Raw genomic sequence first — 25,483 nt, 5'->3', positions numbered from 1 at the left:
GTACCCCAACAGAAGAAAAGGGAAACTTCTATGACTACCTTTGGGCCGGATGCAGAAACGGTTGCAACCCAAGATTTATCTAACAAAGAGCTAACCAATGAGTTGGTTGAAGAAACAGTTAGTTACCAAGATCTGATCGAAACTGTAATCTCCAGTTTAGATCAGGATGATACTGCAATGGTTAGCAAAACTGAGGCGGGTCATTTGTGGAAGTTTAAATACGGTAGTGTTGAGGTATTTGTCCAACTTACCGGATCTACAGATGATGATACCTTTACAGTTTGGTCTTCGGTACTTAAACTACCCGCTAAAGATGAATTAGGCTTAATGCAGAAACTGTTGCAAATGAACTGGACAGAAACTTTTGAATCCCGTTTCGCTATTATCGAAGATCAAGTAGTGGTAATCACATCTCGCACTGTGGCAGAACTTTCTCCTGGGGAAATTTCCCGTGCTATCACTATTGTTGCCACAATTGCCGATAATAATGATGAAGCTTTACAAGAGCAGTTTTGTTAGTGGTTGTATCATGTCCGCTTTCATCACTTGTAATAAAACTGGTTTGTTGTAAACACTTCAGTGTTTTGATGCTGGTTTGTTGTAAACACTTCAGTGTTTTGATGCTGGTTTGTTGTAAACACTTCAGTGTTTTGATGCTGGTTTGTTGTAAACACTTCAGTGTTTTGATGCGAGAAATATACGACTGAAGTCGCAACTACAAACGCAACTACAAACAGTTTAACTGGACATGAGATGACTAATGAGAAATTTCGTTTAATTCCGCTGCTGGAGGCTTCTGGTAAAGTGCAAATGGCTATTGATGGGTGGCTATTGGAACAGCATCGATTAGGTTTACATCCTCCAGCTTTACGTTTTTATACTTGGTCGCCAGCGGCAATTTCTTTAGGATATCATCAGCGACGTTGGCCGGATTTTTGGGAAAATTTATATTGGGAAAATACTAAATTAGATTTGGTGCGTCGTCCTACTGGGGGAAGGGCGGTTTTACATCAAGGTGATTTAACTTATGCGATTATTACTTCGGGAATTAGTGGAAGTCGGATGCAAGTTTACCAAAAGTTGTGTGAGTTTTTGATTGTGGGTTGGCGATCGCTCGGCGTAAACTTACACTATGGTACAGCTGGGCGCGGTTATATCCACAATCCTAATTGTTTTGCTACCCCTACAGGTGCAGATTTATTGCTAGATAATGGTTCTAAACTGATTGGTAGTGCCCAAGTTTATCGGGATGGTGCTATTTTGCAACATGGTTCAATGCTCTTACAACCTGATAAATGTCTCTTCTCTCAAGTTTTTCCTGAAACTGCACCACCCACAATTAATTTACCTCTTCATCAGCAGGGAAAAAACTTAATTGCAACTGCGATCCAAGCACTAATTTGGGCCGCAGAAACTTGCTTTAATACTCAATTAGTATTACACCCCTTGTCTGATTTAGAATGGAAATTAATTCAGGCTCAATTAGATGCAACTAAGAATTAGAATCATTACGATCGGTTGGTGAATGTCCGTTTGCTTTAATTTCAGCCTCTTCTTCGTCTTTTAGCGCTACATATTTTTGGCATTCCACAGTAGCACCTCTGTATGTCAGGTGGAAGGTTTGGGGAATTGCAGTTTCTTCTTTATGATGATTTTTCCACACTTGCCCGCGATATTTCCCTTCTAAATCAGCCTCGGCAACTTCGATATTATTTGCATTAGAAGCGTTATGTTCGTAGTTACTTCCCCGATAAAGTAAAGTAGGTTTATTTTCCTGTTCTACCTCTACTACTGTCTGATTTTGTTGCCGCAAATTTATTGTCCAGAGTGCCGCCAGGACTAACAGTAATAGTTGAATTTGCCAAGGCGCTAATATCAAACTAAAAAGTAAGCAAATGACGATGACTATGCCACATAAATAGGCTATATCATCGGATGACTTTTTGAAAAAATAGGTAGCCACAAAGACAATACTCAATGGAATCATGAAAGAGAAGTTCACAGCTTTTACCTCTCGAATAAATCAACTTAAGCTAATCAATATTTTCAGCTTTTACCTCCTAATTTGCCTATTATAACTCTCGACAATCAGGAAATGAGGATATATTATTAAGCTTTCTTGACAATCCTTAATTATTAGTTGGGTTTGTCAACATTTAGCAATTTTAATAATAATACCACTCAATTTTTTAAATTTTTACACTTGGACTTTAGGACTGAGGGTGAAAATCATCTTTCTCAGTCCCCAGTCCCCAGTCCTAGTTTTATTGCTTATTCTCTATTAATTGAGACTCGGCTGCTTGTTGAGCGAGTGCGGCGATTTGCAATCCTGGAGGATAGCTACCTTCTTCTTTAATTCGCTTAATTTGGGCTTCGGGAATTATCACATTTAGCTTTTGAGCTAAAGCTCTGACGACATCGCCCCGATCGATCAATCCCGCCACAGCGCCAGCAGGAGAGAGTACAGTAATTCTCGGTAATTTATCAGTTTCTAAGCGGTTAATTACATCTACCAAAAGGGTTTTTTCTTCTACATGATTGATTTCTGACAAAGGTTTAACAATGCTATGAACTGTTTGTGTTTCCCACTGACTTCTTTCAATCGATCGCAAATCTTCAACACATACTAAACCGCGATATCGACCATCAGAAGCAGCAAAATACACTTCTTGCGGATTGGTAGTTAGTAAGTAATCATCAGCAAATTGGCGTAAAGTCATATCGGCATCAATGACGCGAAATTCTCTAGTCATTGCATCAGCAGCGATCAACTGTAATAAAATTTGCTGTACTCTGGTAACTTGATCGTAAGCGTTAGCATTTCGCAAAATAAACCAACCAAGTAGAGAAATCCATAATAAACCAGGTACAGTGAAACTAAAGATTACGCCAAAAATAATTCCCGCCCAACCGATAAATTTTCCAGTTTTAGCTGCCCAATGAATCGCCTTAAAACGATCGCCAGTCACCTTCCATACCGCAGCTTTTAAAATTTGTCCTCCATCTAAAGGTAATCCCGGAATTAAATTAAACAAAAACAAAACTAAATTAATTTCTGCTAAACGATTGACTAGCACCAGTACCGGACTCAACTCGGAAAATGGCAAAGCGATCAAAGTGAGGATGATAAACAAAATGAAACTAACTGTAGGCCCTGCGATCGCCACTTGAAAAGACAAACCAGGGGTTTTTGATTCGCGATCGATCGCCGCAATCCCACCAAACAAAAACAAAGTGATCGAACTAACTTTGATCCCTTGCGATCGAGCAACTAAACTATGACCTAACTCATGCAATAACACCGATATAAACAGCAATAATGCTATGAAAAAGCCAATTAACCAAGCTGTTCGGGAAGACCAACCCGGATAATCTTGCTGTAAATTGATTCCATTGACGAAACTGAAAAAAGCTAAAATAATCAGCCACGATCGGTCAATGTACAATGGAATACCGAATATAGACCCGATTCGCCAGCCTGATTGCATAAAAAACTTCCTTTAACTTTCTCTACTTATAAATTTAAAATACTATTTAATTTTGTGTAGCTCCCCTACTTAAGGTGAGAAATATGCTTCAGATCCCCGACTTCTTCTGTGAAGTCGGGGATCTGCAAAGGATCTACAGGGGAGAAATCAGTCTCGATTTACAGGACTCCAGAGTTAGTCAGTCCCAAAATTACGCCAGCGCCTATAATGTGACCAAAGCAAGCACCAGCGATCAATTGTGGTAAACCAAAGCCTGGTACAGGCGAAGCTGGTTTACTACCCCGATCTTGAGTAGCGTAGCGAACAATTACCAATGCGAGAATATTGCAAAGAATCATCACTACTCCTACCTGCAAAGACCAATTATCGGAGCGGATATTGACGGTTTGAGCGGCTAATAAAATTGAGTTAATCAAAATTCTTTCTCCTGTTTCGAGAAACTTGGCTTAATAGATTGGATTTTGACACTACCTGTGACTTTAGTCCAGGGATGAAAGCATTATTTCTGATAAACCGATCGCTTGATTACAGGACACCTGCATTACCCAAACCTAAAATTACGCCAGCGCCCAGGATGTGACCAAAACTCATGGTTGCCAACAGTTCAGCCAAAGTAAAATTACGGAAGAGTGCAGGTTTAGAAACGGGAAGATCTGGGCTTTGTCCGGGATTTTGAATTGCAAACCGACCAATAGCAATGGCGAGTAAGTTGCAGAGGATCATCACAGCGCCAACCGCTGGACTCCAACTGGCTGTGGTGGGAGCAGTGTACTCAACCCCTAGTAAAATTGAGTGAATCAAGATGCGTCTCCATTACAGAAGTTCATCAAGAATTATAAAAAGCTGTTATGCAAAAAACTCTTTTTGTTTTAAGAGTTAACATAATCGCCAAATTTTGATACAAATCCAAACAATTTCAGAGGTAGAAGAAAAAATGCGGGTGAAGATTTGCGGGATTACTAAACTAGAACAAGGAGATGCGATCGCGCAACTGGGCGCAACAGCTTTGGGATTTATCTGTGTCCCTTCCTCTCCCCGCTATGTGAGTGCAAAAAAAATTGCCACCCTCATCCAAGGACTTTCCCAACCAGTTGACTGCATTGGTGTATTTGCCAATAGCACTGTGGCGGAAATTTGTCAAACCGTAACTGCCACAGGATTAAGTGGTGTTCAGTTACACGGTAACGAATCCCCCGAATTTTGCCAACAGTTGCGCCAGTCCTTACCAGAAACAGAAATTATCAAAGCTTTACGAGTGCGAACCACCCAATGTTTAACTAACTCAGAAAGTTATGCTAATTCTGTAGATATGCTGTTATTAGATGCTTATCATCCGACTCAATTAGGTGGCACTGGTAAAACTTTAGATTGGACTACACTAAAAAACTATAAACCTTGTCTGCCTTGGTTACTTGCTGGTGGATTAACACCGGATAATATTGTCGATGCTTTGAGTTTATTACAACCGGATGGAATTGATTTATCTAGCGGTGTAGAGCGATCGCCAGGAGACAAAGACTTAGGTAAAGTCGCCCAACTATTTACAAAACTAAAGGAAAATTACTGCCTGAATTACTAACGAAGGTTAAGTCTCTGTAATTGAGCTTCTACAGCACTCAGATATCCTCGATCTGTTAAAATTTCCGGTGATAGTTTCTTAGCATTAATTGCCGCTGCAACTAATTCTTCTGCACGTAAATTTCCCAGCGCGTGAGCACAGAGCAGGCTCAAATAACTAGGAATACCTTGCTCTTTAAAATAACCTTGGTCAGCCATCGTCACCAGCTCAAAAGGTGTGAGTTGATAACCAGGGTTTAAGGTAGCTCTATAAGTTGCTAAATTGGTTGCTTGCGGTTGGGCTTGAGCTACTGGTATAGACAAAGAAGATAACAATAGTAAAGACAAAGTGCTAAGAATTAAGCGTTTCATAACACCCTCCAAAATGAATTACCAAAAATGTGATTTTTCGCGAACAATTAAGATTGATTAGCTATTGCTATAAAACATGAAATGTTGAACAGTCGTTGAATGCCATTCAACCTCTGCTGGGGCATCTTAATTAGACTAATTTGCTGCCTCTGATGCTTCTTTAGAGGATTGAGTTAATCGCCTTCCCCAAGGTTTTAACACTGAAATTACTATTAGGAAAACAAGGCTTCCAGTTTGAATGAGTCCTCCGATAATAACTCGTTGTTGATCCAGCACGTAGAGAGGGTTATGGAGAGCCTGCAATCGTTCTGTATCAGAAATGGCTGTCATTGCATTAAGCCAAGGGCCAAGCCAAATAGTTCCTGTTGTAATCAGAGTCACCGTTGCCACCCATTTCACAATTACCCAGTAATGTTTTGTGAATCCCCAAATTGTTAGCCAACTGAGCAATCCCCCTGTCAGCAAAGACAGCATCGCTGTGGGAATAATCACCCAATCATCAATAAATTTCAGCACTGAGTTAATGGCATACAATTCATCGCCATTGGCGGTATTTCCTTTTGCGATCGCACTAGCAACAAGACAAAATGCTGCACCAAACCATAACCCACCTGACACAACATGGAGGGAAACAAGCCAGTTCTTAGGCTTAACACTCAACTTTTTCATCTTCTCTTAAATAAGGGATTACCTATTTACCACGAGCAAACCCTCGCTATTAGGTTACTAATAGTTTGGTAGGCGATAATTAGTTACCTAATTAATATAGCAACATAAACATTCTTTGTAAAGAGCTAGAGGATCGTCTAAGGCTCTAACATCGCAGGAGTACCTGCTTTTAACTTTTGTAGAAGCTTAATCAAAGTTTTCTTTTCGCTGGGGGTAAGATGTGCCATCAAGCGCGTCGTGCGACAAAATTGATCGGGTAGCATTTGATCGAGAAGGGTGCGCCCTTTATCGGTTAAGTGGATTTTCAGCATTCGGCGATCGCCTGGAGCGCTGCGACGTTCTAGTAAACCATCACGCTCCAATCCGTCTAGCAGTCCAGTAATCGTAGCGCGAGTCACCCCAGATCGGTCTGCACATTCAGAAGGCGTGAGTCCATCCACCTGTAACAGTTGCATCAATAGGGTAAATTTGCCCATCGATAGTTCATAACGGGCAAAGTGAGTTTCCAAAGCAGTTTGCACGTCCGCACTGGCACGGAGAAATTCCAGACAGACTTCTGTGGAAGCTACATCAAGGTCAGGATAGCGTTGGGCAAGGTTTTCTAAGGCGGCGCGATCGACGACTCGATCTATGAAAGGACGTAGAATAGCCAAGTTTTAGTCATCTCCTTTAGCGGCTAACTATACGGTAGCTGATTAGTTAGCGGGCTGTCCTTTTCCGGGTTGAAAATTTGTTCGTTGTGAGGACTTTAGTCCTATTCTTTTGCTAACCAATATGACTAAAGTCACTACAACGAACTTATGCGTGATTAATTAAGGGGAATTTAGATTTGAGATGAAATAAAAATCTTTCATCTCAAATCTAAATTCTTAAATTTTTAGAAGAAAGCAGGTTGGTGACGAATTAAATTGAGGAATTCTTCACGAGTTTTTTGATCTTCTTGGAATACTCCTACCATTGCACTGGTAACAGTCCAAGAACCAGGTTTTTGTACACCGCGCATCACCATACACATATGGGTAGCTTCCATAACTACAGCTACACCTTTTGGTTCTAAAATGGTTTGAACTGCTTCGGCAATTTGGCGAGTTAAACGTTCTTGAACTTGTAAACGGCGGGAATACATTTCCACAATTCTGGCTAATTTGCTCAGTCCCACTACTTTTTGGTTAGGGATATAAGCAACGTGCGCTCTACCCATGAAAGGTAACATATGGTGTTCGCAAAGGCTAAAGAAATTGATATCTCTTACGAGTACCATTTCGTTGTGACCTTCATCAAAAATGGCATTATTTACCAGTTCTTCAAGAGACTGATTGTAACCACTGGTGAGGAAGCGCATTGCCTCTGCAACTCGCTTGGGAGTTTTCAGCAATCCTTCTCGTTCGGGATCTTCTCCTACTCCCAAAAGCATTGTTCGTACAGCATCCATCATTTCTTGGTTGCTTTCTTCGGAAGGAGGGTGTAACTTAGCTTCTCGACCATTTAAAGTGTTGCGATCGGGCCGAGTTGAGACATTAAGAGTGCCGTTAGTGTTGACAGCAAGAGATTGAGATCCGTTAGAACCTTTGGAACCGTTGGAGGTGTTGGAGGAAGCGATAGTCATGATTAGCCTTAAGTTTAGAGAATTAAGTGAAAACGGGAGTAAGTTGCTAGAGTGTGCCAGCACTAGGCGTGATAGTTAACTCTTCAATCACTGCTTGTTCTGGTAACAGTGCGGTGACAAGAATTGAGTGGGCTACTGTTTCTGGGGTAAGCATGGATGAGCGATCGAAACCAAGATCCATTGTCTCTGTATCCCAAAGTGGAGTATGAACCGCACCTGGGCAGATCGCACTCACCCTTATGCCATTAGCGCGTTCTTCAGCTGCGAGAGTTTTGGAGAGTGCCATCAAGCCAAATTTGCTGACGCAGTATGCGCCCCACCCAGGAAAAACTTGTTGACCTGCTATGGAACTGACGTTGATAATTGTTCCTTTCTGGCGATCGCGCATTTGGGGTAATACACCCTGTATGCACTGAAAGACACTGGTCAGATTTAGGTCAATTACCTTTTGCCAGTTAGAAAGCGGCGTGTCTATGATGTTTTTGGTGTACGCTATGCCAGCATTATTTACCAAAATGTCGATCGGGCCAAAATCTGCCGCGATCGCTTGCATTTTTGCTTTTACCTGGTCAATTTCAGCTAGGTCTATGGGATAAGCTTTCGCCGTCACCCCGGCTTTCGCCGCTTCTTGAACTACCGCCGCTAATTTTTCTTGGGAGCGACTTAATAATCCTACATGAATCCCAGCCTGAGCAAATGCTAAAGCTGTCGCTTTGCCAATGCCACTGCTGGCTCCTGTAATCAGTGCGCGTCTTTCGCTGGAAGCACTCATTGAGTTGAATTGTCTCGAATTTTGCCTTTAACACCCATCGCTTCCGGGCAACTGCCAAGGGGCAAGTTGAGATTCCCAAAATTCGTGATGGTGCGCTCTTATGACTTAGCCCAACCTAGAGCTAGCTCAGTATGAGAGCTTGTGTAAACAAATGTTACACTCTGATTATATCATTAGGCATAGATTTGACACTAAGAGAAAAGATTTCCAGGTGAGAGGTGTGGCTGTGAACCAAGAATCTCTGTGGATTTAGCCCAGCGCGTTTCAAAATTCCATGAATACGCCAATGCGACGGAATTTTTGATAACGTAATTCCCGACGTTCGCTATTGGTCATTTGGGAGAGTTCTGTTAAGTGATGTAAAAGTGCATCTTTAAGGATAGAGGCTGTTTTCAGGGGGTCGGAGTGAGCGCCACCGATCGGTTCTGCTAACAAATCGTCTAAAATTCCCAAATTTTTCAAATCTGCGGCAGTAATTTTCAGGGCTTCAGCAGCTTGGGGAGCTTTGGTAGCATCTTTCCAGAGGATAGAAGCACAGGCTTCGGGACTAGCGACAGTGTAAACTGAGTGTTCAAACATTAAGAGTCGATCGCCCACGCCAATTCCTAAAGCGCCACCGGAACCACCTTCACCGATCACAGTACAAATAATTGGCACATCTAAACGAAACATCTCTCTTAAATTGTAAGCGATCGCTTCTCCTTGACCTAATTGTTCCGCTTCCACACCAGCCCAAGCGCCGGGAGTATCAATAAAAGTGATAATTGGCATACTGAAGCGATCGGCGTGTTCCATTAATCGCATTGCTTTGCGATAACCACCCGGAGAAGCCATACCAAAGCGCCGCACCACATTATCTTTAGTATCACGTCCTTTTTGATGTCCCAACATCACCACTGGACGACCTGCGATACTACCCACACCACCGACTAAAGCGGGGTCATCGCTACCGCTGCGATCGCCATGTAACTCCATCCATTCATCACTAATCGCTTGAATATAATCCAAAGTGCTAGGGCGACGGGGATGACGCGCCAATTGTAGCTTTTGGGCGGGAGATAAATTAGTAAAAATTTCTTGACGCAGTTCTAAAGCTCGTGATTCCAGCTGGCGGATTTGATCGGTGACATCCACTCCATTTTCTGTAGCTAGCTCACGGATCTGATCGATGCGACTTTCTAGCTCAGCTAAAGGCTTTTCAAAATCTAACAGGTAAGGTTTGCGCTCAGAAGTTACCACGTTGCTCAACTACTCTTAACTCTTTAGAGATCCTACCAAAACAGTTAGATATTTTATAAATTGGTACGTTGTTGCGCTGTCTTCGCTAAAGCGCAACAACGTACTAGAGCTACAAAAACAATTATTTGCCTACTTGATTAGGACATTGCTATCAGGTAGAGAATTTTGTCATTAAAGTGGAGGTGTTGCAATTGCTCTGGAGGAGGAACAAGAGGCGGGCCTTCAATAATCACGGGAATAATTTCCGGGGGATTTAGTCCATCTTTTCCTTGTCGTTCCAGGGCATATAACACTTCTTTGAGTACCCACTTTGACTCTTTTGCAGCTGTAGACCAGAACAAGAGAAATAGGTCACATTCATTAATATGACGATAGAGTTCTTTTTCCCAGCGATCGCCCGGTTCTAAATTCAACACATCCTGAAAAACCTCAATTCCTGTCACAGCAAGCGCTTGTACTCTTTTCAACACTTCCTGACGGTCTTTTGAAGAGTAGGAAACAAATGCTTTTTTGTAAATGCGTGCTGCTTCTCCCACAGGTTGAGGTTGACTGGAATTAGCGGAGCCAGAAGCAGTAATCGACAGCTTGAATTTTAAATGACCAATGGGAATGCTGTTTTGGCTAACTGTAACAGTACCAATGAGAGTCTTCTGAGTCAAATCGGCAGGAACTGTGACTCCAAATTGCACTGAATTAGCTGTTCCATTCCAAATTAACTCTTGAATGGGTTCATCAACTTCTAGTTTGGGAATGGAGAGAGAAAAGCTAAGTTCGGTTCCCCGTTCTATGGGTATTCCTAAACTTTTCACTCCTAGTTTTTTAGTCTCTGAATCAGATTGTTCAGCCTGTTGTTGGGCAATTTCCGCTTGCTCTGGGAGATGAACAAACACTTGAACTAGGAACATATCTCCACAAGCTACAGCAGGGGGACTAAAAACACTACAATCTACCAAGTCTTTGTTAGTAGCAGTGGGATGTGCAGAAGCTTCTTGGACTCGGTAGATTTGTTCGAGTTGCTCTTTCAACTGAGCAGTATCGTAACCTGTGTTTTCTTGTCTCTCAACAGGAGAGAAGCCTCTAGGTGTAACAATATCTGCACCTCGCGCCAAGCCTCTTGTTGCTACATCCGACTTAGGTGGAGAAGGTGGTAGAACTATCCCCCTTGTGGCATCACTGACTAATGAGCGCGTTTGGTATGAATCTGTTAGAGAAACTATTTCTTCATAAATGACTTCTGCTGCGTTCTTTAAACTTTCTATCTGCTCTTCCCAAGATGTAACAGAAGAATAATCAAGCACTTGAGAACAAAATTCTTGGAATTGAGAAGTAGCTAATTCATCTGGGTTGAAGTTAATAGCAATAACCTTGTTTTGTGCTGCTATTTGTTCTAGTTCCCATCTTCTCTGAGTAACAGAATCAAGGTAAGCAGAAGTAACTAATATTACAATTATATTGGCGGAACGAATCTGTGATTTAAATTCTTCTCTTTGAATGTTTCCTTCATGATAACAGTAAGTAGTAATAGACTCCCACTGAAACGATGTTAAATGCCTCAGAAATTCATCAAGTAAAGATTGGTCTGGAGATGTATAAGAGATGAATATCTTAGCTCTCATAGTGCTTGCTCCTTAAACATGATTTTTAAACTTATGGTGTTACTTTAACTTTAACCTCCTTCGTTGTCCATATTCTAAACTCGTAATATCATGTACGGCTAATCAGCTATAGAATCCTTAATCCAAAACATTGTAGAGATTGATATATCAATCTCTACAATGTGGGGAATCTTGCCAGACATGATATAAGATTCCTACCAATAAAGTGGAAAGCAAAAAATTTTGTCTTTGAGTTAAATAACTCCAAGACAAAATTTGCATAAGTATCAGCTTCATCAGGTATTTTAAGAAATTGGAATTATTTTGCCGATCGCCATCTTTTCTATCGGAAAAATTAGTCAATTTTTTCCATTCTAGTAGGTAAGGTCATCACGGGAAAGTTACCAGATTTTTTAACTAATATTGATTGTACTGTTCTTTGGCGATCGGACAAATATCTTGACAATTCTTTACCGAAAACTTTCAGGAATATCTATTAAACCAAAGGTATTATTGAAGTATTCTTTTTAATAAAAAATATGAGCTTCTCAGTATTTAACGAATCTTTTTACCTTGCCCATAATCCTGATGTCCAAACAGCTGTCAAAGCCGGATATTTCTCCTCTGGTCTTGAACATTTTCAAAAATTTGGTTTGGCAGAAGGGCGGGTTTCCGTCTCACCTTTCTATAACGAACAGTACTATTTACGCAAAAATTCTGATGTCGCCACAGAAGTTGCCTTCGGTACATTTCGTTCTGGGTTACAACACTTTATTTTAGCTGGTGAAGCAGAAGGAAGAGTTTCGGTTTCACCTTTCTATGACGAACGGTTCTACTTACAAAAAAATTCAGATGTAGCAACGGCAGTTGCTTCTGGAAACTTCCGTTCTGGTTTACAACACTTTTTTGCCGCAGGTGAAGCAGAAAATCGAGTTTTCATCTCACCTTTCTATGACGAACAGTACTATTTGCAAAAAAACCCTGATGTAGCAACGGCAGTTGCTTCTGGAATTTTCCGTTCTGGTTTACAACACTTTATCTTAGCTGGTGAAACAGAAGGTCGGCGAGCTAGTTTACTGTTTGATGGAGATTTTTATTTGCAGAAAAATCAAGCTGGTTTACTGATTGATGTATATTTTTATTCGCGGAAAAATCCCGGTGTAGCAGCGCAGGTAGCAGATGGTAGATTTAGTTCTGCTTTAGACCATTACTTACAAGTAGGAAAATTAACATATCTTTCGGGAACTAATTTTAACGAATTTGGTTATATTGGGCTATCTAATTTTAAAAAAGTCAATCCAGATGTAGAAGCAGCGGTAAAACCGGGTATTTTGGTTCGACTTTAGAACATTACATTACCTACGGGCAATTTGAAGGCAGAGGAGGTATTTTTAATGGTACGAAAGGCAACGATACTGTTATTGGTTTTGGGCAACTAGATACGCTTTATGGAGTAGACGCATTTATTGGGGAAAATGTAAGTGGTGGTACTCCCTTCGGAGGTCAAGCTTTACATTTTGGCTTTGGGGTGAATGAAGTGAATGAAGCTGATGTCCTTGTTGGTGGTAATGGACAAGATACTTTTGTTTTGGGACAAGCTTCTAGTGGCAAAAATCTTTCTGCTTACCCATTTTATCGAGGAAATGGAGATGCTGATTATGCCAGAATTAAAAATTATGAAATTGGCAAAGATGAAATTGTGTTAGCTGGGGCAGCAAGTAATTACGATTTTGTTCAGGCTGGGGATAGTTTGAATATAATTCTCAGTCGTTCTGGTGATGAGTATCAACCATTACCATTAGCCATTCCTGATTTAATTGCTCAGGTTGAGGGAGTAACTTCTGTCAGTCAAATTGAGAGTAAGCTACGATTTGAGAGGGGATATGTGTATTAAAAATAGTAAATCCAGTTTAAATATTTATTAACCCAATCTAGAGATGGAAAAAATGCTAAGTTAGGTACCCATTAACAGTAATGATCGCCATCTTTTATGCCGGAAAACTTAGCCAAATTTTTCCATTCTAGTGGGTAAGTTTATCAATGAAAAGTCACCAAATTTTTTAACTAATATTGATAGTACTATTCTTTGGCGATCGGACAAATATCTTGACAATTCTTTACCGAAAACTTTCAGGAATATCTATTAAACCAAAGGTATTATTGAGGTATTCTATTTAATAAAAAAATATGAGCTTCTCAGTATTTAACGAATCTTTTTACCTCGCCCATAATCTTGATGTTCAAACAGCTGTCAAAGCCGGATATTTCTCCTCTGGCCTTGAACATTTTCAAAAATTTGGTTTAGCAGAAGGGCGGGTTTCTGTCTCACCGTTCTACAACGAACAGTACTATTTACAGAAAAATCCTGATGTAACCAGAGCCGTTACTTCTGGGACATTTCGTTCTGGATTACAACACTTTATCTTAGCTGGTGAAACTGAAGGTCGGCGAGCTAGTTTGCTGTTTGATGAACAATTTTATTTGCGGAAAAATCCCGATGTGGCAGCGGCAGTAACATCGGGTAATCTTAGTTCTGGTTTAGCCCATTACTTACAATTTGGACAATCGGAAAATCGCTCAGGAACCAGTTTTAACGAATTTGCTTATAGTGGGATAACTAGGCAAACTCCATTTCCATACAATTTAGAAAAAGTTAATCCAGATGTAGAAGCAGCGGTAAAAGCTGGTTTATTTGGTTCGACTTTAGAACATTACATTAAATACGGACAATTTGAGGACAGAGGAGGTGGTACTTTTAATGGCACAACAGGCAACGATACTGTTGTTGCTTTTGGACAAATAGATACACTTTATGGAGTAGACGCAAATATTGGGCCAGAATTAAGGGGTACTACTCCCACTGGAGGTCAAGCTTTACATTTAGGCTTTGGAGTTAATGAAGCTGATGTTCTTTTTGGTGGTAATGGAAAAGACACTTTTGTTTTGGGACAAACTCTTGCTACCGGATCTTACCCAGACCTTCATTCTTATAGTGTGCCATTTTATCGAGGAAATGGAGATGCGGATTATGCCTGGATTAGAAATTATGAAATCGGCAAAGATGAAATTGTCTTAGCTGGGGGAGCATGGAATTATGATTTTGTTCAATCTGGCGATAGTTTGAATATATTTCTTAGTCAGGTTGATAAGGTTAGTAATTATACTAGTTATTTACAACCTTTGGAAAACCCTGATTTAATTGCTAAGGTTGATGGAGTAATATCTGTGAATGAAATTCAATATAATTTGCGATTTACGAGTGGAGATTCTTTTCTTTGAAGTTGAAAGATAGTAGGTTGGGTTAAATATGGGTTAACCCTAACCTACAGACTGTAAAAAAGGCTAAGTTATCATCAAAATGACAGCAACGGTCGAAATCCGTGCTTCACTGAAACTTCGCCTATTTGCTCCATTTTGGCGACTGTAATTTGGTTTCTTCCCCAAGAAAAGTTGGTGTACCACTTTTCAAATTCGAGTAGCATTGATTCAGCGAAACAGGCAAATAATTGGCGTGCTGGTACGTCCATGTTGACGATGCTCATGATTTTCCAATCAATATCGAGGGAATGTTCCACGATACCGCCATTGAGGACGTAGACACCGGGATGCTGAACTTTTGTGCCTAAGTTTTTGGGATAGCCGCCATCGATTAACAAACAAGGTTGTTTTAAGGTAGTCGGATCGATTTCTACGCCTTTGGGCATACTGGCAACCCAAACTACGATATCGGCTAGGGGTAGGGCTTCTTCTAATCCCATGATTTTGCCGCGACCTAGTTCTTCTTGTAAGGATTGTAAGCGATCGCGATCGCGAGCAATCAACAACAACTCTGCCACATCAGTTCGCGCATTTAGCCAGCGGCAAATTGCACTACCAATATCGCCTGTTGCGCCACAAATTGCTACTGTTGCCTTCGAGAGTTCAATCCCCAATTCTTTCGAGGCTTGTTCTACTTGCCGAGAAATAATGTAAGCTGTGTGGGTATTGCCTGTAGTAAAGCGCTCAAATTCTAATTTAATATTGCGAACTTGAGTGATTTGATTAAGATTGAAATTTTCAAAAATAATTGAAGAAAAACCACCTAAAGCAGTAATGTTAATCCCATGTTTTTGAGCATGAGCCATTGCATTCACAATTTTGCGTGTTGCTGCTTTAATCCTTCTATTTGCCAACATTTCTGGCAAAAAGCAAGATTCTACATACTGACCTTCAATCTTTTGACCTGTAATGCTAGTGACTGTAATTTTATCGACAATTTGAGGTGGTGCAGAACACCAAAAATCCAAGCCTTGATCGGCATATTCCGGGTAGCCCAAATCTCTTGCTACTAATTGGGCGTGTTCTAAACTGGTAAGGTGACCGATGAGACCAAACATGAATTGTTTTAAGCAGACCTGTTATTTAGGCTGAAGTAAAGGTTAAAAAGAAGTACATTTATTCGCAGTTAAAAAATCCTACACAAAATTGCCGATTAGAAAATTATTGGCTAATCGGCACTAGTATTGATTTTGCCTGCTTTTCCTAATTAGCACGGGTTGTTTTAGAGCTTTTAGGATATTTTGTGACATTGAGATTAGGCAGCTGCCAATCCATAAGCTGACATTCGCATAATATCGCGGGTGGTGAAGCCAATATTACTTAAAGCTTCGCCATAAGCGATCATGAAATCTTCAACTAAAGCATCTTTTTCCATTGCTAAAACACGGGCATCATCTGCGACTTGATTGAGCATTTGCCAAACTATGGGTAAGTTTTGCTTATTTGCTGCTTCTAATTCCTCTTTTGATGCCTCAAAATTTGCTTTGAGCCAAACTTCGCCAAAGTTGAGGTGTGAATATTCGTCTTTAATGACACCTTCAGTAATTTTGCGGGCAAAGTCGTCAGCTACAGGGATGTAGATGTTGTATGCAGCGATCGCAAAACACTCGATAATTAGAGCTTGTATCAGCAAACAAGTAACTACTTTGCCTTCGGCGAGTGCATCTTGGAAATTTTGATGCAGTTGGGCGAAGAACTCACGGGCAAACTTCATGTCCGGTGTCACTTGAAGATTACGACCACAAGCTTCAAATCCTTTCTTGTGGCGACTTTCCATTTTGGAAAGACGGATTAACTCTTCCTCGTGATCCGGTAGCAGTTTAGCCAGTTGAATGTAGTTTTCGTGGGCTTCTTGTTCGCCTTCAATCACGATCGCATTAATGCGGCTGTAAGCGTCTTTATAGCTCTCGCTGTGGAAGTCTAGTTCTGCACTGGCTTCAAGCTGCGGCATAAGTAACTTGTCTCCTCAACTTTATTTGGTAGATATCGGTCGATACGCACTACGCGCACGCTACGCGAACGGAAATCGACTCTGGGCTGAGATTTAGGGCAAAAAAGCTACCCTGCATTATTAGATATAATTTACCAGAATCACCAGAAATCACTGATTTTTCTCGCCAAGTCATCTCATTCGACTTACTTTATCATTAACTGTAATCTGCCAGACTGATATCTAGCCTGAGCATGATCACTGGAGTTAATACCTAGTCTGTTATTGTAGGCAACTATTCAGTTATTTGCTCAATGTTCAGAAAATCAATATCTAAAAGCACTTTCTATAGTCACTTCACTTATGAATCAACCTCAGTCTCAGTCAACCACTACACCGATTTTCGCTCACTCTATCCTGGCATGGTTAAATCCAGTTTTGCTGGTCTTTGGTGCAATTATCGTCTTAATGCCGTTGCTGGTGGTTTTTTTCACCTCCTTTGCTCCTCCTGGAACTGTTTCTAGTAGTGGCTTACCAGCTAATCCAACTTTTGAGAACTACCAGGAAGCTTGGCGACGGGGTAATTTTTTGTTAGCGTTTGCTAATTCCACTTTAGTAGCTTTGGCGGTGACGGCGTTTCAGGTTGTCACCTCGGCTTTGGCTGGTTACGCTTTAGCTAGATTGCGATTTCGTGGTCGTCAGGCTTTGCTGCTAATTATTTTAGCTACTTTAGTTATTCCCTTTCAGTTATTAGTAATTCCTATATTTTTGGTGCTGAAATGGGGACATCTAATCAATACTTACTGGGCGCTAATTTTACCGACAGCTGCTAACGGTTTTGGCATATTCTTATTGCGCCAATATTTCCTAACTGTACCTCTGGAATTGGAAGAAGCTGCTGCTTTAGATGGGGCAAATCGGTTACAAATTCTCTGGCAAATAATGATTCCTTTGTCTCGCCCTGCTTTAGTCACTCTGTTTCTATTCACTTTCATAGGTGAGTGGAATGATTTGTTTAAACCTTTGGTTTTTACTACTCGACCCGAACTGAGAACTGTACAATTGGCTTTGGCAGAGTTTCAAGAACAATTTACGAATAATTGGCCTTTGTTAATGGCTGCTACGATCGTTGCTACTGTGCCAGTAGTTTTGTTATTTCTAGTCGGTCAAAAGCAATTTATTCGCGGTATTGCTACTACTGGAATTAAGAATTAGGGGGTAGGGGGTAGGGGGTAGGGGTTAGGGAATAACTCCCCAGCACCCCTGCTAAGTGAGGATTCTTAAGCGAACAACTTGTTGCCCTTCGTCATCTAAGGGGACTTCGATGATTTCGCCGGAGAGACGTTCTATGCAGGAGAGGAGCGATCGCAAATGTGGTGTACTCGCGCCTGTGTCTACGTAAAGTCGATCGGCTAAAGTACCTAAACGTTTCCAAGTTGTGAAAAATTTGGCGATCGTTTGTTCTAATTGCGCCGCTTGTTTTACTAAGTCAGAAGCAGTATTTAAACAACCAACTCGCAAGGCATCTTCTAATGCCAATTCAACATCAACTGTTGATTGATTAATTGCTTGCACTTGGGCAGCGGCATGAAGATATTTGGCTAAATTCCGCGCATCAGAAGTGACTTGTTTCAGTTTATCTACTGTTGGTTCTTCGGCAACTTCTTCTTGTAGAAAATTAACATGAGATTCGGGTAATTTGCCTAATTCTTTAACTAAAGGTGTCAGGTAGCGGGAAGGAAGGGTATGATCGGCAACTTTTGCTTTCACTTCTTCTGGTAGGAGATCGGAACTCATTGCTGTCCATTCATCTGTTAATTGACGGACTTCACGCCTGGTGATGCGATCGCCTTTTTGTGCTGCTTCTGTCACCATTTGTTGTACTTCTGGGGAAGATTTAGCTGTTTCCACAAAAGCACGTTTACTGAAGTTTCTAATCGCATTTGGGTCGAGTTTTCCTTCTTCTAGTAAAGTATCGGCACTATTCGCCAATTCTATTAAGGAATATGCTTGACTTTTGCTAATTTCTCGCTCTTTTAGCCAGTTTAAAAAGCCGCTACCTCTGCCATCACCTCTTTTTTTCTCTCTGTCGCGTATCGCCCTTAAAATGCGCCCCCGCCAAATTTCTGTTAGCAGATCGAAGCGATCGCAAACTTGCCAAGCAGTATCTAACTGTTCTTGAAATTCATGATCGGGGATTTCTTCGTCTTCGGGATCGGGCAATTGAAAGTTGATATCGCTGATACCTTCTAAGGCAGATGCGAGGTCTTCTTGGGACAGAGGATTTTCAGGCATGGAAAAGCGATCGTTAAGTCACAGAAGGATCATTATTGCACGATCGGTCGAGAGATGCAGCGAACTACTGGAGATTTTTTCATTTTCTAGTATTAAAAAAATTTCCCAGACTTTAAAGATTTGCGAAGTAAAATTAGTTACCCTAGTATAAATGACTCTACTGCCAAGGTATTCTTTTTATTTATGCACTTTCCGAACCCAATACAGGCAATTGACTGCCATATATTAACTGTATGCCCTAATACGCCTTTGTTAGAAATGCTGTCATTGATGAATCAGGTTCGCGGGAGAGACTGTGTTTTATACAATCCAACAGAAACTAACAACAAAGATTCCAGTTTATCAGATGTTTTTCTATCCGATGATTTAGCGGAATATGAAGTAAATAGTTGCGTTTTAGTAGTTGAAGAAGATTATATTAAAGGTATAGTTACCGAAAGAGACATTGTAAATTTGCTGGCGACAGGGCAAAACTTAGCTGTACCTGTTGCGGCAATTATGACCAAAGAAGTTATTACTTTATCTTTATCGCAATTTAAAGATGTTTTTGTTGCCTTAACATTGTTGCGGCAAAATAAAATTCGCCATTTACCAATTGTAGACGATCGGGGCAAATTAATCGGCATTGTTACACCAGGAACTATTCGTCGCATTTTACAACCTGCGAGTTTATTGGCAATGCGCCGAGTAGGTGATGTGATGACAAGAGAAGTAATTCATATTGCTGGTAACAATTCAATTTTACAATTAGCTCAATTAATGAATCAGCATCAAGTGAGTTCAGTTGTCATTACTTCTCAGCTAAATTCTCAACAATTCATTCCTGTGGGAATAATCACTGAAAGAGACATTGTACAAATGCAAATTTTAGGTTTGAATTTAGCACAGGTATCGGCGGAAATTGTGATGAGTCAACCCTTATTTTGTCTGCATCCAGAAGATTCTTTGTGGTTAGCACATCAAGAGATGCAACAGCGGTTTGTGCGCCGTTTGGTAGTGGTTGGTAAAGCGGGTGAACTTGTAGGAATTGTGACTCAGAGTAGCATTTTGCGATCGCTAGATCCGATCGAACTATACAATGTTGTCGAAACCCTACAACAAGTAGTAGAAAATCAAACAACTGAATTAGTTCAAGCTAATCAACAATTACAAAAGCAAACAGAAGAAGTATATCACGCCCTAGAAAAAGAACAGGAACTCAATCACCTAAGATCCCAATTTATCTCAATGGTTTTCCACGAATTTCGTAATCCCCTAAGTGCGATTATTATGTCAGCCCAAACCATTGAATTTTATGAGCTTCAGCTTTCCGAAGCCAAAAAAAATAAGTTTTTGCAGCAAATTCAAAACTCGGCTCAACAAATGCTCAGACTGATAGAAGATCTTTTAATAATAGGCAGAACTGATCCAAGTAAGGTTCAAGCTAATCCTACACCAATAAATTTACCAGATTTTTGTCAATACTTATTAGAAGAATTACAATTTTCTGATGAACAGGGACATGATATCTGCTTTACTTATCAAGGTAAACCAGATACATTTGTTGAGTTTGACGAACAATGGTTGCGCTATGTTCTCTCAAATTTACTATCTAATGCTCTCAAATATTCTCCCCAAGGTAGTACTGTAAAGTTGCGACTCTCGATTGATAATGAACAGGCAATTTTTCAAGTAATAGATCGGGGAATTGGCATTCATCCAGAAGATCGATCGAATTTATTTGAGCCATTTTACAGGGGTAGAAATGTAGATAATATAGGGGGTTCCGGTTTGGGATTAGCGATCGTCAAAAATTATGTAGAATTACTCAAAGGTCAAATTAGTTTCACTAGTGAAATTGGAGTAGGCACAACTTTTACTGTAATCTTACCTTTAAATAATTGAAAATCTGGTTATGATCACAATAAAACAATAGAATATAAATTAGTTACATAGAGGTAAATATGACTACGACAGTTGATATCGGAACTCTAATTATCCGCACACCAGAAACTTGCGGAAATCGTCCCAGAATTGCAGGAACTAGAATTTCTGTGGAACAAATAACTGTTTTATCGCAACAAGGACTAACTCCAAAAGAAATTGTTCAAGAATATGGCTTTATCAATTTAGCTCAAGTTCATGCAGCATTAGCTTATTATCACGCAAATACCGCAGAAATAGAGGCATATTTAGCAGCAGAAAAAGCCGAGTATGAACGATTGGAAGCAGAATACATAGCGAGTCAGCAAAAATGAGTCAAATTCGTTTGTATCTGGATGAAGATACACTAAGAGGAGCGTTAGTGCAAGCTTTGCTAAATGCTGGTGTAGATTTAGTAACCACCGCAGATGCAAATAATCTCGGACAGATAGATTCAGAACAGTTAATTTGGGCAACCGAGCAACAACGGGTAATTTATACTTTTAATGTACGAGATTTTTGCCGTTTGCATAAAATCTACATGGAAGAAAGTAGAGTTCATGCAGGAATTATTATTGCGGAAAGGCAAAGTTATTCAGTTGGCGAACAGTTGCGAGGAATTCAAAGATTGATAGCTACTAAGTCGGCGGAAGAAATGATTAATCAATTAGTGTTTCTGGGTGCTTATATTACTGCCGAATAATAAATATTTATTTCACCCTCACAAAATTAGTATCGCGCAGAAAGTCTAAAATTGCTTCATTCACAATTTCGGGACAACTGGCAGAAGGGTCATGACCACAATTGGGTAAAATCTTTAATAGAGAACCGGGTAAACGCAATTGTAATTTTTCACCATTACTAACCTCAAACCATTGGTCTTGTTCTCCCCATAAAATCAAAGTTGGACAATTAATTTTGGGCAAGTTTTCTTGAATTTTACTGATAATATTTGGTTCTTTATTCAGTAAACATTCAATTTCTCTAGCTGAGTTTCGTAATTCTTCGGCGTATTTGGTAATGGCGTTGGTAAAGTTAATATATGGATAAGAAATCCAGTAAACATCTTCGTCAGTGATTGATTCTGGATTAACTACTACTTCGTGCCGTTCAATTTCGATAATTCGTCGTACCATTGGCGCAAAGATTTTTGTAAGTCGCAAATTATCAACAGTTCGCACTAAATCCATTGGTAAATAAGACAGTAACCTCATGGCGCGATTTGGCAATCTTTGCGGGAAAATTGGTACGTTTATGACTACCAACCCTGCAAACAATTCTGGATATGAACTAGCTGCGCCTAATGTTACTAATGCGCCTAAAGAAATTGCGACAACTATTGCAGGTTCATCGGTTAAAGCTTCAATAATTCGCTTGATTTCGATGATTTGATGTCCTACTTGTTCGGCGTATAATGGTCGATCGGAAAATCCATGACCTTTAGCATCGAAACAAATCACGCGAAAGTGTTGAGAAAGGCGATCGATGTTGTGTCGCCAACCGTAACTCCAACTGCCAATTCCATGTACTAAAAATAAAGGTTTGCCTTTACCTTTTTCCCCATAAGCAATTTTCACGGGATAACCGTTAGCGTCGGTGATTGTAACAGTTTGCCGACCTTTGGGAAATGTGGTTGACCACCAATCTTGCATTTTATTCACTCCTCACTATTGAAATATTCAGGTTATCTGTTACCTGTAATTAAACCGATCAAGAAACTAACGATCAAAACGCTAATAGTACCGACAATTGTCACGAACAAAATTAAACCTATTAACAAGAGAAACAAAAACCATTTATCTGCTTTTTGACTCGTCTCTGGTAATTGTAAATGCTCTTCTAACAAAGCGACATTTTTAACATTAGCTTTCCACGCAACATCAAATAAATCTCCGACTACTGGTACGCTTCCGGCAAAGGTATCAAACAAAATGTTAGAAAACATTCGCATTAAAATTTCTTTTGGTAATCCCAACATCGCTGATTCCCAGATGATGTAAGCGGCGAAGAAAGCTGAGACTGTATCACCTCCACCGGGGATTAATCCTAATATTGGATCGATACCAAAGCGAAATTTTGTTCCGGGAATGGCAATGGCATTATCTAGTACATGACTAATCCTCCGCAGGCGCTTGAGGGTGGATGCTTTACGTTCAGATTGTGAGATCATAGCGGCAGTAAAATAAGAAGAGGTTAACTTTTATAAGTTTTGCTTGGGCAAAATCCAGTATATTTAAAGCTAAAACTCAGATCTTGCACTCCTGAGCAGAGCCTCTTTTCTTCGTTCCCAGGTTCAACCTGGGAACGAGTATGTGGGAGGTTCCACCTCCCCGATGCAAGATTTGAGTAAAAGGGCGTTTTGTCTTTATATAAGCAGTTGGTAATAAGAAAGAAATTAAAGATATGAGTCAAGATATTAGTCAGTGGATAGCGGAAATTCAGGCTTTGCGGGAACAGGTAGCGCAAGCACAACGCGATCGCGATACGGCTTTGGAAACTGCTACCAAGTGGAGTGAGCTTTACAACACGGAAGCAGAACAACGCCGCAAGGAAGCCAAGCTATCACAAGAAATGATAGAAGCACTCAAAGCAGAAATCCAGCAACTAAAGGCTGGTATTTCGCTGAAAACAGATGATTCTTTGGATGTTGCGGCTATTTCTCAAGAGGTAGAACAACTGCAAACTCTAACCCAATTACAGCAGAAACTTATTGAAGTGACGATCGAACGCGAACAATTAATTAAAGCCTTAAAAGCGGAACAAGAAAACCACGTCAACACTCGCCAAAGCTTGACTACTGCTTTAAGCGATATGGTAGATCTCCTCACTAAACATTCTGGTAGCGACACTGGGGAAACTACACCAAAACCCAAGAGTGAGGAGAAGCAACCGGAACCTGCCAAGTTGCCCGAATCAACCAAACAACCTGTAGAATTACCAATTAAAGCTAAAAGCCCATCACTTCAGCTACCGCCGACAAGACCGGCTCCACCCCGCTCTTAAATTGGTTTTCACAGTGTTTAATTGCTGTATCTGGGTCTTTTAGTCCATTTCCGGTGAGGACACAAACTACTGTTGCACCGTTGGGAATTTGATCTTTGACTTTCAGCATTCCGGCAACCGAAGCAGCACTAGCAGGTTCGCAGAAAATCCCTTCTTCGGAAGCTAACAACCGATAAGCTGCCAAAATTTCTTCGTCGGTAACGGCGTTGAATGCTCCTTGGCTTGCTTGTTGTGCAGCAATGGCTTTTTCCCAACTCGCTGGGTTGCCAATGCGAATGGCTGTGGCTATGGTTTCGGGATGAGCGACTGGTTTACCTGTGACGATCGGTGCGGCTCCAGCTGCTTGAAATCCCATCATTTGCGGTAGGCGATCGCATTTTCCTTCTTGGTGGTATTGACAAAAACCCATCCAATATGCTGTGATATTTCCCGCATTACCAACGGGGATACACAACCAATCAGGCGCATTACCCAAAGCATCAACTACTTCAAAAGCACCTGTTTTTTGCCCTTCCAAGCGATAAGGGTTAACAGAGTTGACCAAAGTTACGGGGTAGCTTTGAGCCATGTCCCGGACAATATTCAGCGCATCGTCAAAATTTCCTTTAATTGCCAGCACTTCTGCGCCATAAAGTAAAGCTTGGGCTAACTTACCCAAAGCCACATAACCATCAGGAATCAACACAAACGCCCGCATCCCACCCCGTCGGGCATAAGCAGCAGCGGCAGCGGAAGTGTTACCAGTGCTAGCACAAATAACGGCTTTTGCACCAGCTTCTTTGGCTTTCGAGATTGCCAAAGTCATGCCTCGGTCTTTAAAACTGCCAGTGGGATTAAGTCCGTCAAACTTTACGAACACGCGGACTTGTCTACCGATTTGAGATGCGATCGCCGGAACTGGAATCAACGGTGTATTGCCTTCCAACAAAGTCACTACAGGCGTGTCCGATGTCACTGGCAAGTAAGGACGATAGGCTTCGATAAGACCAGGCCAGCTTTTTAGTTTAGAGTCAGCAAGGGAAAGACTAGCAATCACAGATAAAACAAAACTCCGAAATATACACTCAGTTTACCCTGTAAGGTTCCTTCGTGGGGGGTTAGGGGTTAGGGGTTGGGGGTTGGGGAGTTGGGGAGTTGGGGAGTTGGGGGAAAATAATTTAACTAACTACTTTTCAACTCTCCCTAACCCCTACCCCCTAACCCCTGTCCCCGACTTCAGAAAAAATTAGTTCCAGAAAAACTTAACTTTGCATAACTTTACAGGTTAGAATTACCGAATGGTGTGAGTAAGCAAATATAACTAAGCAAAGAAAATGTCAACTGGTTTATCTGCATCAACTATTCAACGTCCTGCGATCGCTGTTCAGGAAGCGAGCAATATGTCTGTAGCACTAACCAATCAAGTCCGCATGATGGAAAAGATGAAGTCAGTTTATCAGGCAGATCAGCAACTTAAGCTTTTAAATCTGCAAACCGAAGTCGAAACTTTGTTGCAACAGCTACAAAATCTCAAGCAACAGCGTTTAATAGAAGAAGATTCAGAAATCAGCACTCAGGACGATCGAGGATAGAAGAAATTAGCACTATCTATCCTCTGCGGTTGATAAATGATTATCCTAGCCTTGATTGTGGCTTAGGCTAAATTTTCTATGGGTAGTCAGCAACCTCACCTTATGGTATAAAAAGAAAAGTTTCGCTACGAACACATCTGTTTTTCTACAGAAAACCCAGTATTGT

At 40.8% G+C, this 25,483-nt stretch carries 29 protein-coding genes; 12 read left to right on the top strand and 17 right to left on the bottom strand.

Features of this window, described 5'->3' with window-relative positions; all coding sequences use genetic code 11:
- Positions 1–30 precede the first annotated feature (30 nt).
- Both ACE1CI_RS04955 and ACE1CI_RS04950 read left to right on the top strand, forming a co-directional pair.
- Complete coding sequence (locus ACE1CI_RS04955; RefSeq protein WP_413267951.1) at positions 31–519, top strand: YbjN domain-containing protein; 489 nt, start codon at positions 31–33, stop codon at positions 517–519.
- Positions 520–753: 234 nt separating this feature from the next.
- Entirely contained in the window at positions 754–1,503 is a 750-nt protein-coding gene (locus tag ACE1CI_RS04950) for a lipoate--protein ligase family protein (protein ID WP_413267950.1), read from the top strand.
- On the opposite strand, the gene ACE1CI_RS04945 is transcribed toward ACE1CI_RS04950, so the two are convergent.
- The 4 genes from ACE1CI_RS04945 to psaK (ACE1CI_RS04930) form a co-directional block, all read right to left on the bottom strand.
- The gene (locus ACE1CI_RS04945) at positions 1,493–2,002 is read right to left on the bottom strand and encodes a DUF4278 domain-containing protein (protein ID WP_413267949.1); all 510 of its coding nucleotides are present in this window, start codon (positions 2,000–2,002) and stop codon (positions 1,493–1,495) included. The genes ACE1CI_RS04950 and ACE1CI_RS04945 overlap by 11 nt on opposite strands.
- 262 nt (positions 2,003–2,264) lie before the next feature.
- Positions 2,265–3,488, bottom strand: a complete 1,224-nt coding sequence (locus ACE1CI_RS04940; protein WP_413267948.1) for a site-2 protease family protein — start codon at positions 3,486–3,488, stop codon at positions 2,265–2,267.
- A gap of 158 nt (positions 3,489–3,646) precedes the next feature.
- A complete protein-coding gene (gene psaK, locus ACE1CI_RS04935; protein WP_413267947.1) occupies positions 3,647–3,904 on the bottom strand; it encodes a photosystem I reaction center subunit PsaK in 258 nt (85 codons plus the stop codon).
- A 109-nt stretch (positions 3,905–4,013) separates the two neighbouring features.
- The gene (psaK, locus tag ACE1CI_RS04930; RefSeq protein WP_413267969.1) at positions 4,014–4,292 is read right to left on the bottom strand and encodes a photosystem I reaction center subunit PsaK; all 279 of its coding nucleotides are present in this window, start codon (positions 4,290–4,292) and stop codon (positions 4,014–4,016) included.
- A 130-nt stretch (positions 4,293–4,422) separates the two neighbouring features.
- Here psaK (ACE1CI_RS04930) and ACE1CI_RS04925 point away from each other — a divergent pair, with 130 nt between their 5' ends.
- Complete coding sequence (locus ACE1CI_RS04925) at positions 4,423–5,067, top strand: phosphoribosylanthranilate isomerase (protein ID WP_413267968.1); 645 nt, start codon at positions 4,423–4,425, stop codon at positions 5,065–5,067.
- On the opposite strand, the gene ACE1CI_RS04920 is transcribed toward ACE1CI_RS04925, so the two are convergent.
- The 7 genes from ACE1CI_RS04920 to ACE1CI_RS04890 form a co-directional block, all read right to left on the bottom strand.
- Entirely contained in the window at positions 5,064–5,417 is a 354-nt protein-coding gene (locus tag ACE1CI_RS04920; RefSeq protein WP_413267946.1) for a hypothetical protein, read from the bottom strand. The genes ACE1CI_RS04925 and ACE1CI_RS04920 overlap by 4 nt on opposite strands.
- Before the next feature lie 135 nt (positions 5,418–5,552).
- Positions 5,553–6,086 carry a hypothetical protein gene (locus ACE1CI_RS04915; RefSeq protein WP_413267945.1) on the bottom strand — a complete coding sequence of 178 codons (534 nt, stop codon included), beginning with the start codon at positions 6,084–6,086 and terminating at the stop codon, positions 5,553–5,555.
- Between the two features lie 137 nt (positions 6,087–6,223).
- Positions 6,224–6,739: a MarR family winged helix-turn-helix transcriptional regulator gene (locus ACE1CI_RS04910; RefSeq protein ID WP_413267944.1), complete on the bottom strand. Its 516-nt coding sequence runs from the start codon at positions 6,737–6,739 to the stop codon at positions 6,224–6,226.
- A gap of 224 nt (positions 6,740–6,963) precedes the next feature.
- Entirely contained in the window at positions 6,964–7,692 is a 729-nt protein-coding gene (gene folE, locus ACE1CI_RS04905) for a GTP cyclohydrolase I FolE (protein ID WP_413267943.1), read from the bottom strand.
- Between the two features lie 46 nt (positions 7,693–7,738).
- Positions 7,739–8,464: an SDR family oxidoreductase gene (locus tag ACE1CI_RS04900; RefSeq protein ID WP_413267942.1), complete on the bottom strand. Its 726-nt coding sequence runs from the start codon at positions 8,462–8,464 to the stop codon at positions 7,739–7,741.
- A 264-nt stretch (positions 8,465–8,728) separates the two neighbouring features.
- Positions 8,729–9,703 carry an acetyl-CoA carboxylase carboxyltransferase subunit alpha gene (locus ACE1CI_RS04895; RefSeq protein WP_413267941.1) on the bottom strand — a complete coding sequence of 325 codons (975 nt, stop codon included), beginning with the start codon at positions 9,701–9,703 and terminating at the stop codon, positions 8,729–8,731.
- Positions 9,704–9,840: 137 nt separating this feature from the next.
- A complete protein-coding gene (locus tag ACE1CI_RS04890; RefSeq protein ID WP_413267940.1) occupies positions 9,841–11,319 on the bottom strand; it encodes a toll/interleukin-1 receptor domain-containing protein in 1,479 nt (492 codons plus the stop codon).
- A gap of 518 nt (positions 11,320–11,837) precedes the next feature.
- Between ACE1CI_RS04890 and ACE1CI_RS04885 the strand changes: the two genes are divergently transcribed.
- The 3 genes from ACE1CI_RS04885 to ACE1CI_RS04875 all read left to right on the top strand — a co-directional run bounded on the left by ACE1CI_RS04885 (position 11,838) and on the right by ACE1CI_RS04875 (position 14,577).
- Complete coding sequence (locus ACE1CI_RS04885) at positions 11,838–12,644, top strand: hypothetical protein (RefSeq protein WP_496615243.1); 807 nt, start codon at positions 11,838–11,840, stop codon at positions 12,642–12,644.
- Between the two features lie 191 nt (positions 12,645–12,835).
- Positions 12,836–13,192, top strand: a complete 357-nt coding sequence (locus ACE1CI_RS04880; protein ID WP_496615242.1) for a hypothetical protein — start codon at positions 12,836–12,838, stop codon at positions 13,190–13,192.
- Positions 13,193–13,485: 293 nt separating this feature from the next.
- A complete protein-coding gene (locus tag ACE1CI_RS04875) occupies positions 13,486–14,577 on the top strand; it encodes a hypothetical protein (RefSeq protein ID WP_413267938.1) in 1,092 nt (363 codons plus the stop codon).
- A 74-nt stretch (positions 14,578–14,651) separates the two neighbouring features.
- On the opposite strand, the gene ACE1CI_RS04870 is transcribed toward ACE1CI_RS04875, so the two are convergent.
- A complete protein-coding gene (locus tag ACE1CI_RS04870) occupies positions 14,652–15,674 on the bottom strand; it encodes a long-chain acyl-[acyl-carrier-protein] reductase (protein ID WP_413267937.1) in 1,023 nt (340 codons plus the stop codon).
- A gap of 197 nt (positions 15,675–15,871) precedes the next feature.
- Positions 15,872–16,567, bottom strand: coding sequence for an aldehyde oxygenase (deformylating) (locus ACE1CI_RS04865; RefSeq protein ID WP_413267936.1), 696 nt, complete (start codon positions 16,565–16,567; stop codon positions 15,872–15,874).
- A 447-nt stretch (positions 16,568–17,014) separates the two neighbouring features.
- Here ACE1CI_RS04865 and ACE1CI_RS04860 point away from each other — a divergent pair, with 447 nt between their 5' ends.
- A complete protein-coding gene (locus ACE1CI_RS04860; RefSeq protein WP_413267967.1) occupies positions 17,015–17,761 on the top strand; it encodes a carbohydrate ABC transporter permease in 747 nt (248 codons plus the stop codon).
- A 51-nt stretch (positions 17,762–17,812) separates the two neighbouring features.
- Here ACE1CI_RS04860 and ACE1CI_RS04855 read toward each other — a convergent pair whose 3' ends face one another.
- Entirely contained in the window at positions 17,813–18,841 is a 1,029-nt protein-coding gene (locus ACE1CI_RS04855; RefSeq protein ID WP_413267935.1) for a hypothetical protein, read from the bottom strand.
- A gap of 183 nt (positions 18,842–19,024) precedes the next feature.
- Between ACE1CI_RS04855 and ACE1CI_RS04850 the strand changes: the two genes are divergently transcribed.
- Genes ACE1CI_RS04850 through ACE1CI_RS04840 form a run of 3 tightly spaced genes read left to right on the top strand, consistent with a single transcriptional unit; the run spans position 19,025 to position 21,446 of the window.
- Complete coding sequence (locus ACE1CI_RS04850) at positions 19,025–20,725, top strand: CBS domain-containing protein (RefSeq protein WP_413267934.1); 1,701 nt, start codon at positions 19,025–19,027, stop codon at positions 20,723–20,725.
- Between the two features lie 59 nt (positions 20,726–20,784).
- A complete protein-coding gene (locus ACE1CI_RS04845) occupies positions 20,785–21,078 on the top strand; it encodes a DUF433 domain-containing protein (protein WP_413267933.1) in 294 nt (97 codons plus the stop codon).
- Complete coding sequence (locus ACE1CI_RS04840) at positions 21,075–21,446, top strand: DUF5615 family PIN-like protein (RefSeq protein WP_413267932.1); 372 nt, start codon at positions 21,075–21,077, stop codon at positions 21,444–21,446. The genes ACE1CI_RS04845 and ACE1CI_RS04840 overlap by 4 nt, the downstream gene beginning before the upstream one ends.
- Before the next feature lie 7 nt (positions 21,447–21,453).
- Here the strand turns inward: ACE1CI_RS04840 and ACE1CI_RS04835 are convergent, their stop codons facing one another.
- Together ACE1CI_RS04835 and ACE1CI_RS04830 are read right to left on the bottom strand one after the other, a co-directional pair.
- The gene (locus ACE1CI_RS04835; RefSeq protein WP_413267931.1) at positions 21,454–22,395 is read right to left on the bottom strand and encodes an alpha/beta fold hydrolase; all 942 of its coding nucleotides are present in this window, start codon (positions 22,393–22,395) and stop codon (positions 21,454–21,456) included.
- A gap of 32 nt (positions 22,396–22,427) precedes the next feature.
- The gene (locus tag ACE1CI_RS04830) at positions 22,428–22,913 is read right to left on the bottom strand and encodes a DUF4112 domain-containing protein (protein WP_413267930.1); all 486 of its coding nucleotides are present in this window, start codon (positions 22,911–22,913) and stop codon (positions 22,428–22,430) included.
- Positions 22,914–23,146: 233 nt separating this feature from the next.
- On the opposite strand from ACE1CI_RS04830, the gene ACE1CI_RS04825 reads away from it, so the two are divergent.
- Positions 23,147–23,746 (top strand): hypothetical protein, encoded by a 600-nt coding sequence (locus ACE1CI_RS04825; protein WP_413267929.1) that lies wholly within the window; start codon positions 23,147–23,149, stop codon positions 23,744–23,746.
- Here ACE1CI_RS04825 and thrC read toward each other — a convergent pair.
- On the bottom strand, positions 23,691–24,782 hold the full coding sequence (gene thrC, locus ACE1CI_RS04820; protein WP_413267928.1) for a threonine synthase: 1,092 nt from the start codon (positions 24,780–24,782) through the stop codon (positions 23,691–23,693). The genes ACE1CI_RS04825 and thrC overlap by 56 nt on opposite strands.
- Positions 24,783–25,059: 277 nt before the next feature.
- On the opposite strand from thrC, the gene ACE1CI_RS04815 reads away from it, so the two are divergent.
- Complete coding sequence (locus tag ACE1CI_RS04815; protein WP_496615241.1) at positions 25,060–25,317, top strand: hypothetical protein; 258 nt, start codon at positions 25,060–25,062, stop codon at positions 25,315–25,317.
- The last annotated feature ends 166 nt before the right edge of the window (positions 25,318–25,483 follow it).

The sequence above is a fragment of the Floridaenema flaviceps BLCC-F50 genome (assembly GCF_041929275.2).
GTDB classification, from domain to species: Bacteria; Cyanobacteriota; Cyanobacteriia; order Cyanobacteriales; family Aerosakkonemataceae; genus Floridanema; species Floridanema flaviceps.
This window is presented reverse-complemented; position numbering and strand designations above follow the sequence as displayed.

What these genes read in the sequence shown, in the direction of transcription:
- ACE1CI_RS04955 (WP_413267951.1), top strand. Translation starts at nt 31, where the DNA reads ATGACTACCTTTGGGCCGGATGCAGAAACGGTTGCAACCCAAGATTTA.
- ACE1CI_RS04845 (WP_413267933.1), top strand. Translation starts at nt 20,785, where the DNA reads ATGACTACGACAGTTGATATCGGAACTCTAATTATCCGCACACCAGAA.
- ACE1CI_RS04865 (WP_413267936.1), bottom strand. Translation starts at nt 16,567, where the DNA reads ATGCCGCAGCTTGAAGCCAGTGCAGAACTAGACTTCCACAGCGAGAGC.
- ACE1CI_RS04890 (WP_413267940.1), bottom strand. Translation starts at nt 11,319, where the DNA reads ATGAGAGCTAAGATATTCATCTCTTATACATCTCCAGACCAATCTTTA.
- ACE1CI_RS04830 (WP_413267930.1), bottom strand. Translation starts at nt 22,913, where the DNA reads ATGATCTCACAATCTGAACGTAAAGCATCCACCCTCAAGCGCCTGCGG.
- ACE1CI_RS04950 (WP_413267950.1), top strand. Translation starts at nt 754, where the DNA reads ATGACTAATGAGAAATTTCGTTTAATTCCGCTGCTGGAGGCTTCTGGT.
- ACE1CI_RS04840 (WP_413267932.1), top strand. Translation starts at nt 21,075, where the DNA reads ATGAGTCAAATTCGTTTGTATCTGGATGAAGATACACTAAGAGGAGCG.
- ACE1CI_RS04870 (WP_413267937.1), bottom strand. Translation starts at nt 15,674, where the DNA reads ATGTTTGGTCTCATCGGTCACCTTACCAGTTTAGAACACGCCCAATTA.
- ACE1CI_RS04855 (WP_413267935.1), bottom strand. Translation starts at nt 18,841, where the DNA reads ATGCCTGAAAATCCTCTGTCCCAAGAAGACCTCGCATCTGCCTTAGAA.
- ACE1CI_RS04925 (WP_413267968.1), top strand. Translation starts at nt 4,423, where the DNA reads ATGCGGGTGAAGATTTGCGGGATTACTAAACTAGAACAAGGAGATGCG.
- ACE1CI_RS04860 (WP_413267967.1), top strand. Translation starts at nt 17,015, where the DNA reads ATGCCGTTGCTGGTGGTTTTTTTCACCTCCTTTGCTCCTCCTGGAACT.
- ACE1CI_RS04875 (WP_413267938.1), top strand. Translation starts at nt 13,486, where the DNA reads ATGAGCTTCTCAGTATTTAACGAATCTTTTTACCTCGCCCATAATCTT.
- ACE1CI_RS04835 (WP_413267931.1), bottom strand. Translation starts at nt 22,395, where the DNA reads ATGCAAGATTGGTGGTCAACCACATTTCCCAAAGGTCGGCAAACTGTT.
- folE (WP_413267943.1), bottom strand. Translation starts at nt 7,692, where the DNA reads ATGACTATCGCTTCCTCCAACACCTCCAACGGTTCCAAAGGTTCTAAC.
- ACE1CI_RS04915 (WP_413267945.1), bottom strand. Translation starts at nt 6,086, where the DNA reads ATGAAAAAGTTGAGTGTTAAGCCTAAGAACTGGCTTGTTTCCCTCCAT.
- ACE1CI_RS04920 (WP_413267946.1), bottom strand. Translation starts at nt 5,417, where the DNA reads ATGAAACGCTTAATTCTTAGCACTTTGTCTTTACTATTGTTATCTTCT.
- ACE1CI_RS04850 (WP_413267934.1), top strand. Translation starts at nt 19,025, where the DNA reads ATGCACTTTCCGAACCCAATACAGGCAATTGACTGCCATATATTAACT.
- ACE1CI_RS04940 (WP_413267948.1), bottom strand. Translation starts at nt 3,488, where the DNA reads ATGCAATCAGGCTGGCGAATCGGGTCTATATTCGGTATTCCATTGTAC.
- ACE1CI_RS04900 (WP_413267942.1), bottom strand. Translation starts at nt 8,464, where the DNA reads ATGAGTGCTTCCAGCGAAAGACGCGCACTGATTACAGGAGCCAGCAGT.
- ACE1CI_RS04815 (WP_496615241.1), top strand. Translation starts at nt 25,060, where the DNA reads ATGTCAACTGGTTTATCTGCATCAACTATTCAACGTCCTGCGATCGCT.
- ACE1CI_RS04825 (WP_413267929.1), top strand. Translation starts at nt 23,147, where the DNA reads ATGAGTCAAGATATTAGTCAGTGGATAGCGGAAATTCAGGCTTTGCGG.
- ACE1CI_RS04885 (WP_496615243.1), top strand. Translation starts at nt 11,838, where the DNA reads ATGAGCTTCTCAGTATTTAACGAATCTTTTTACCTTGCCCATAATCCT.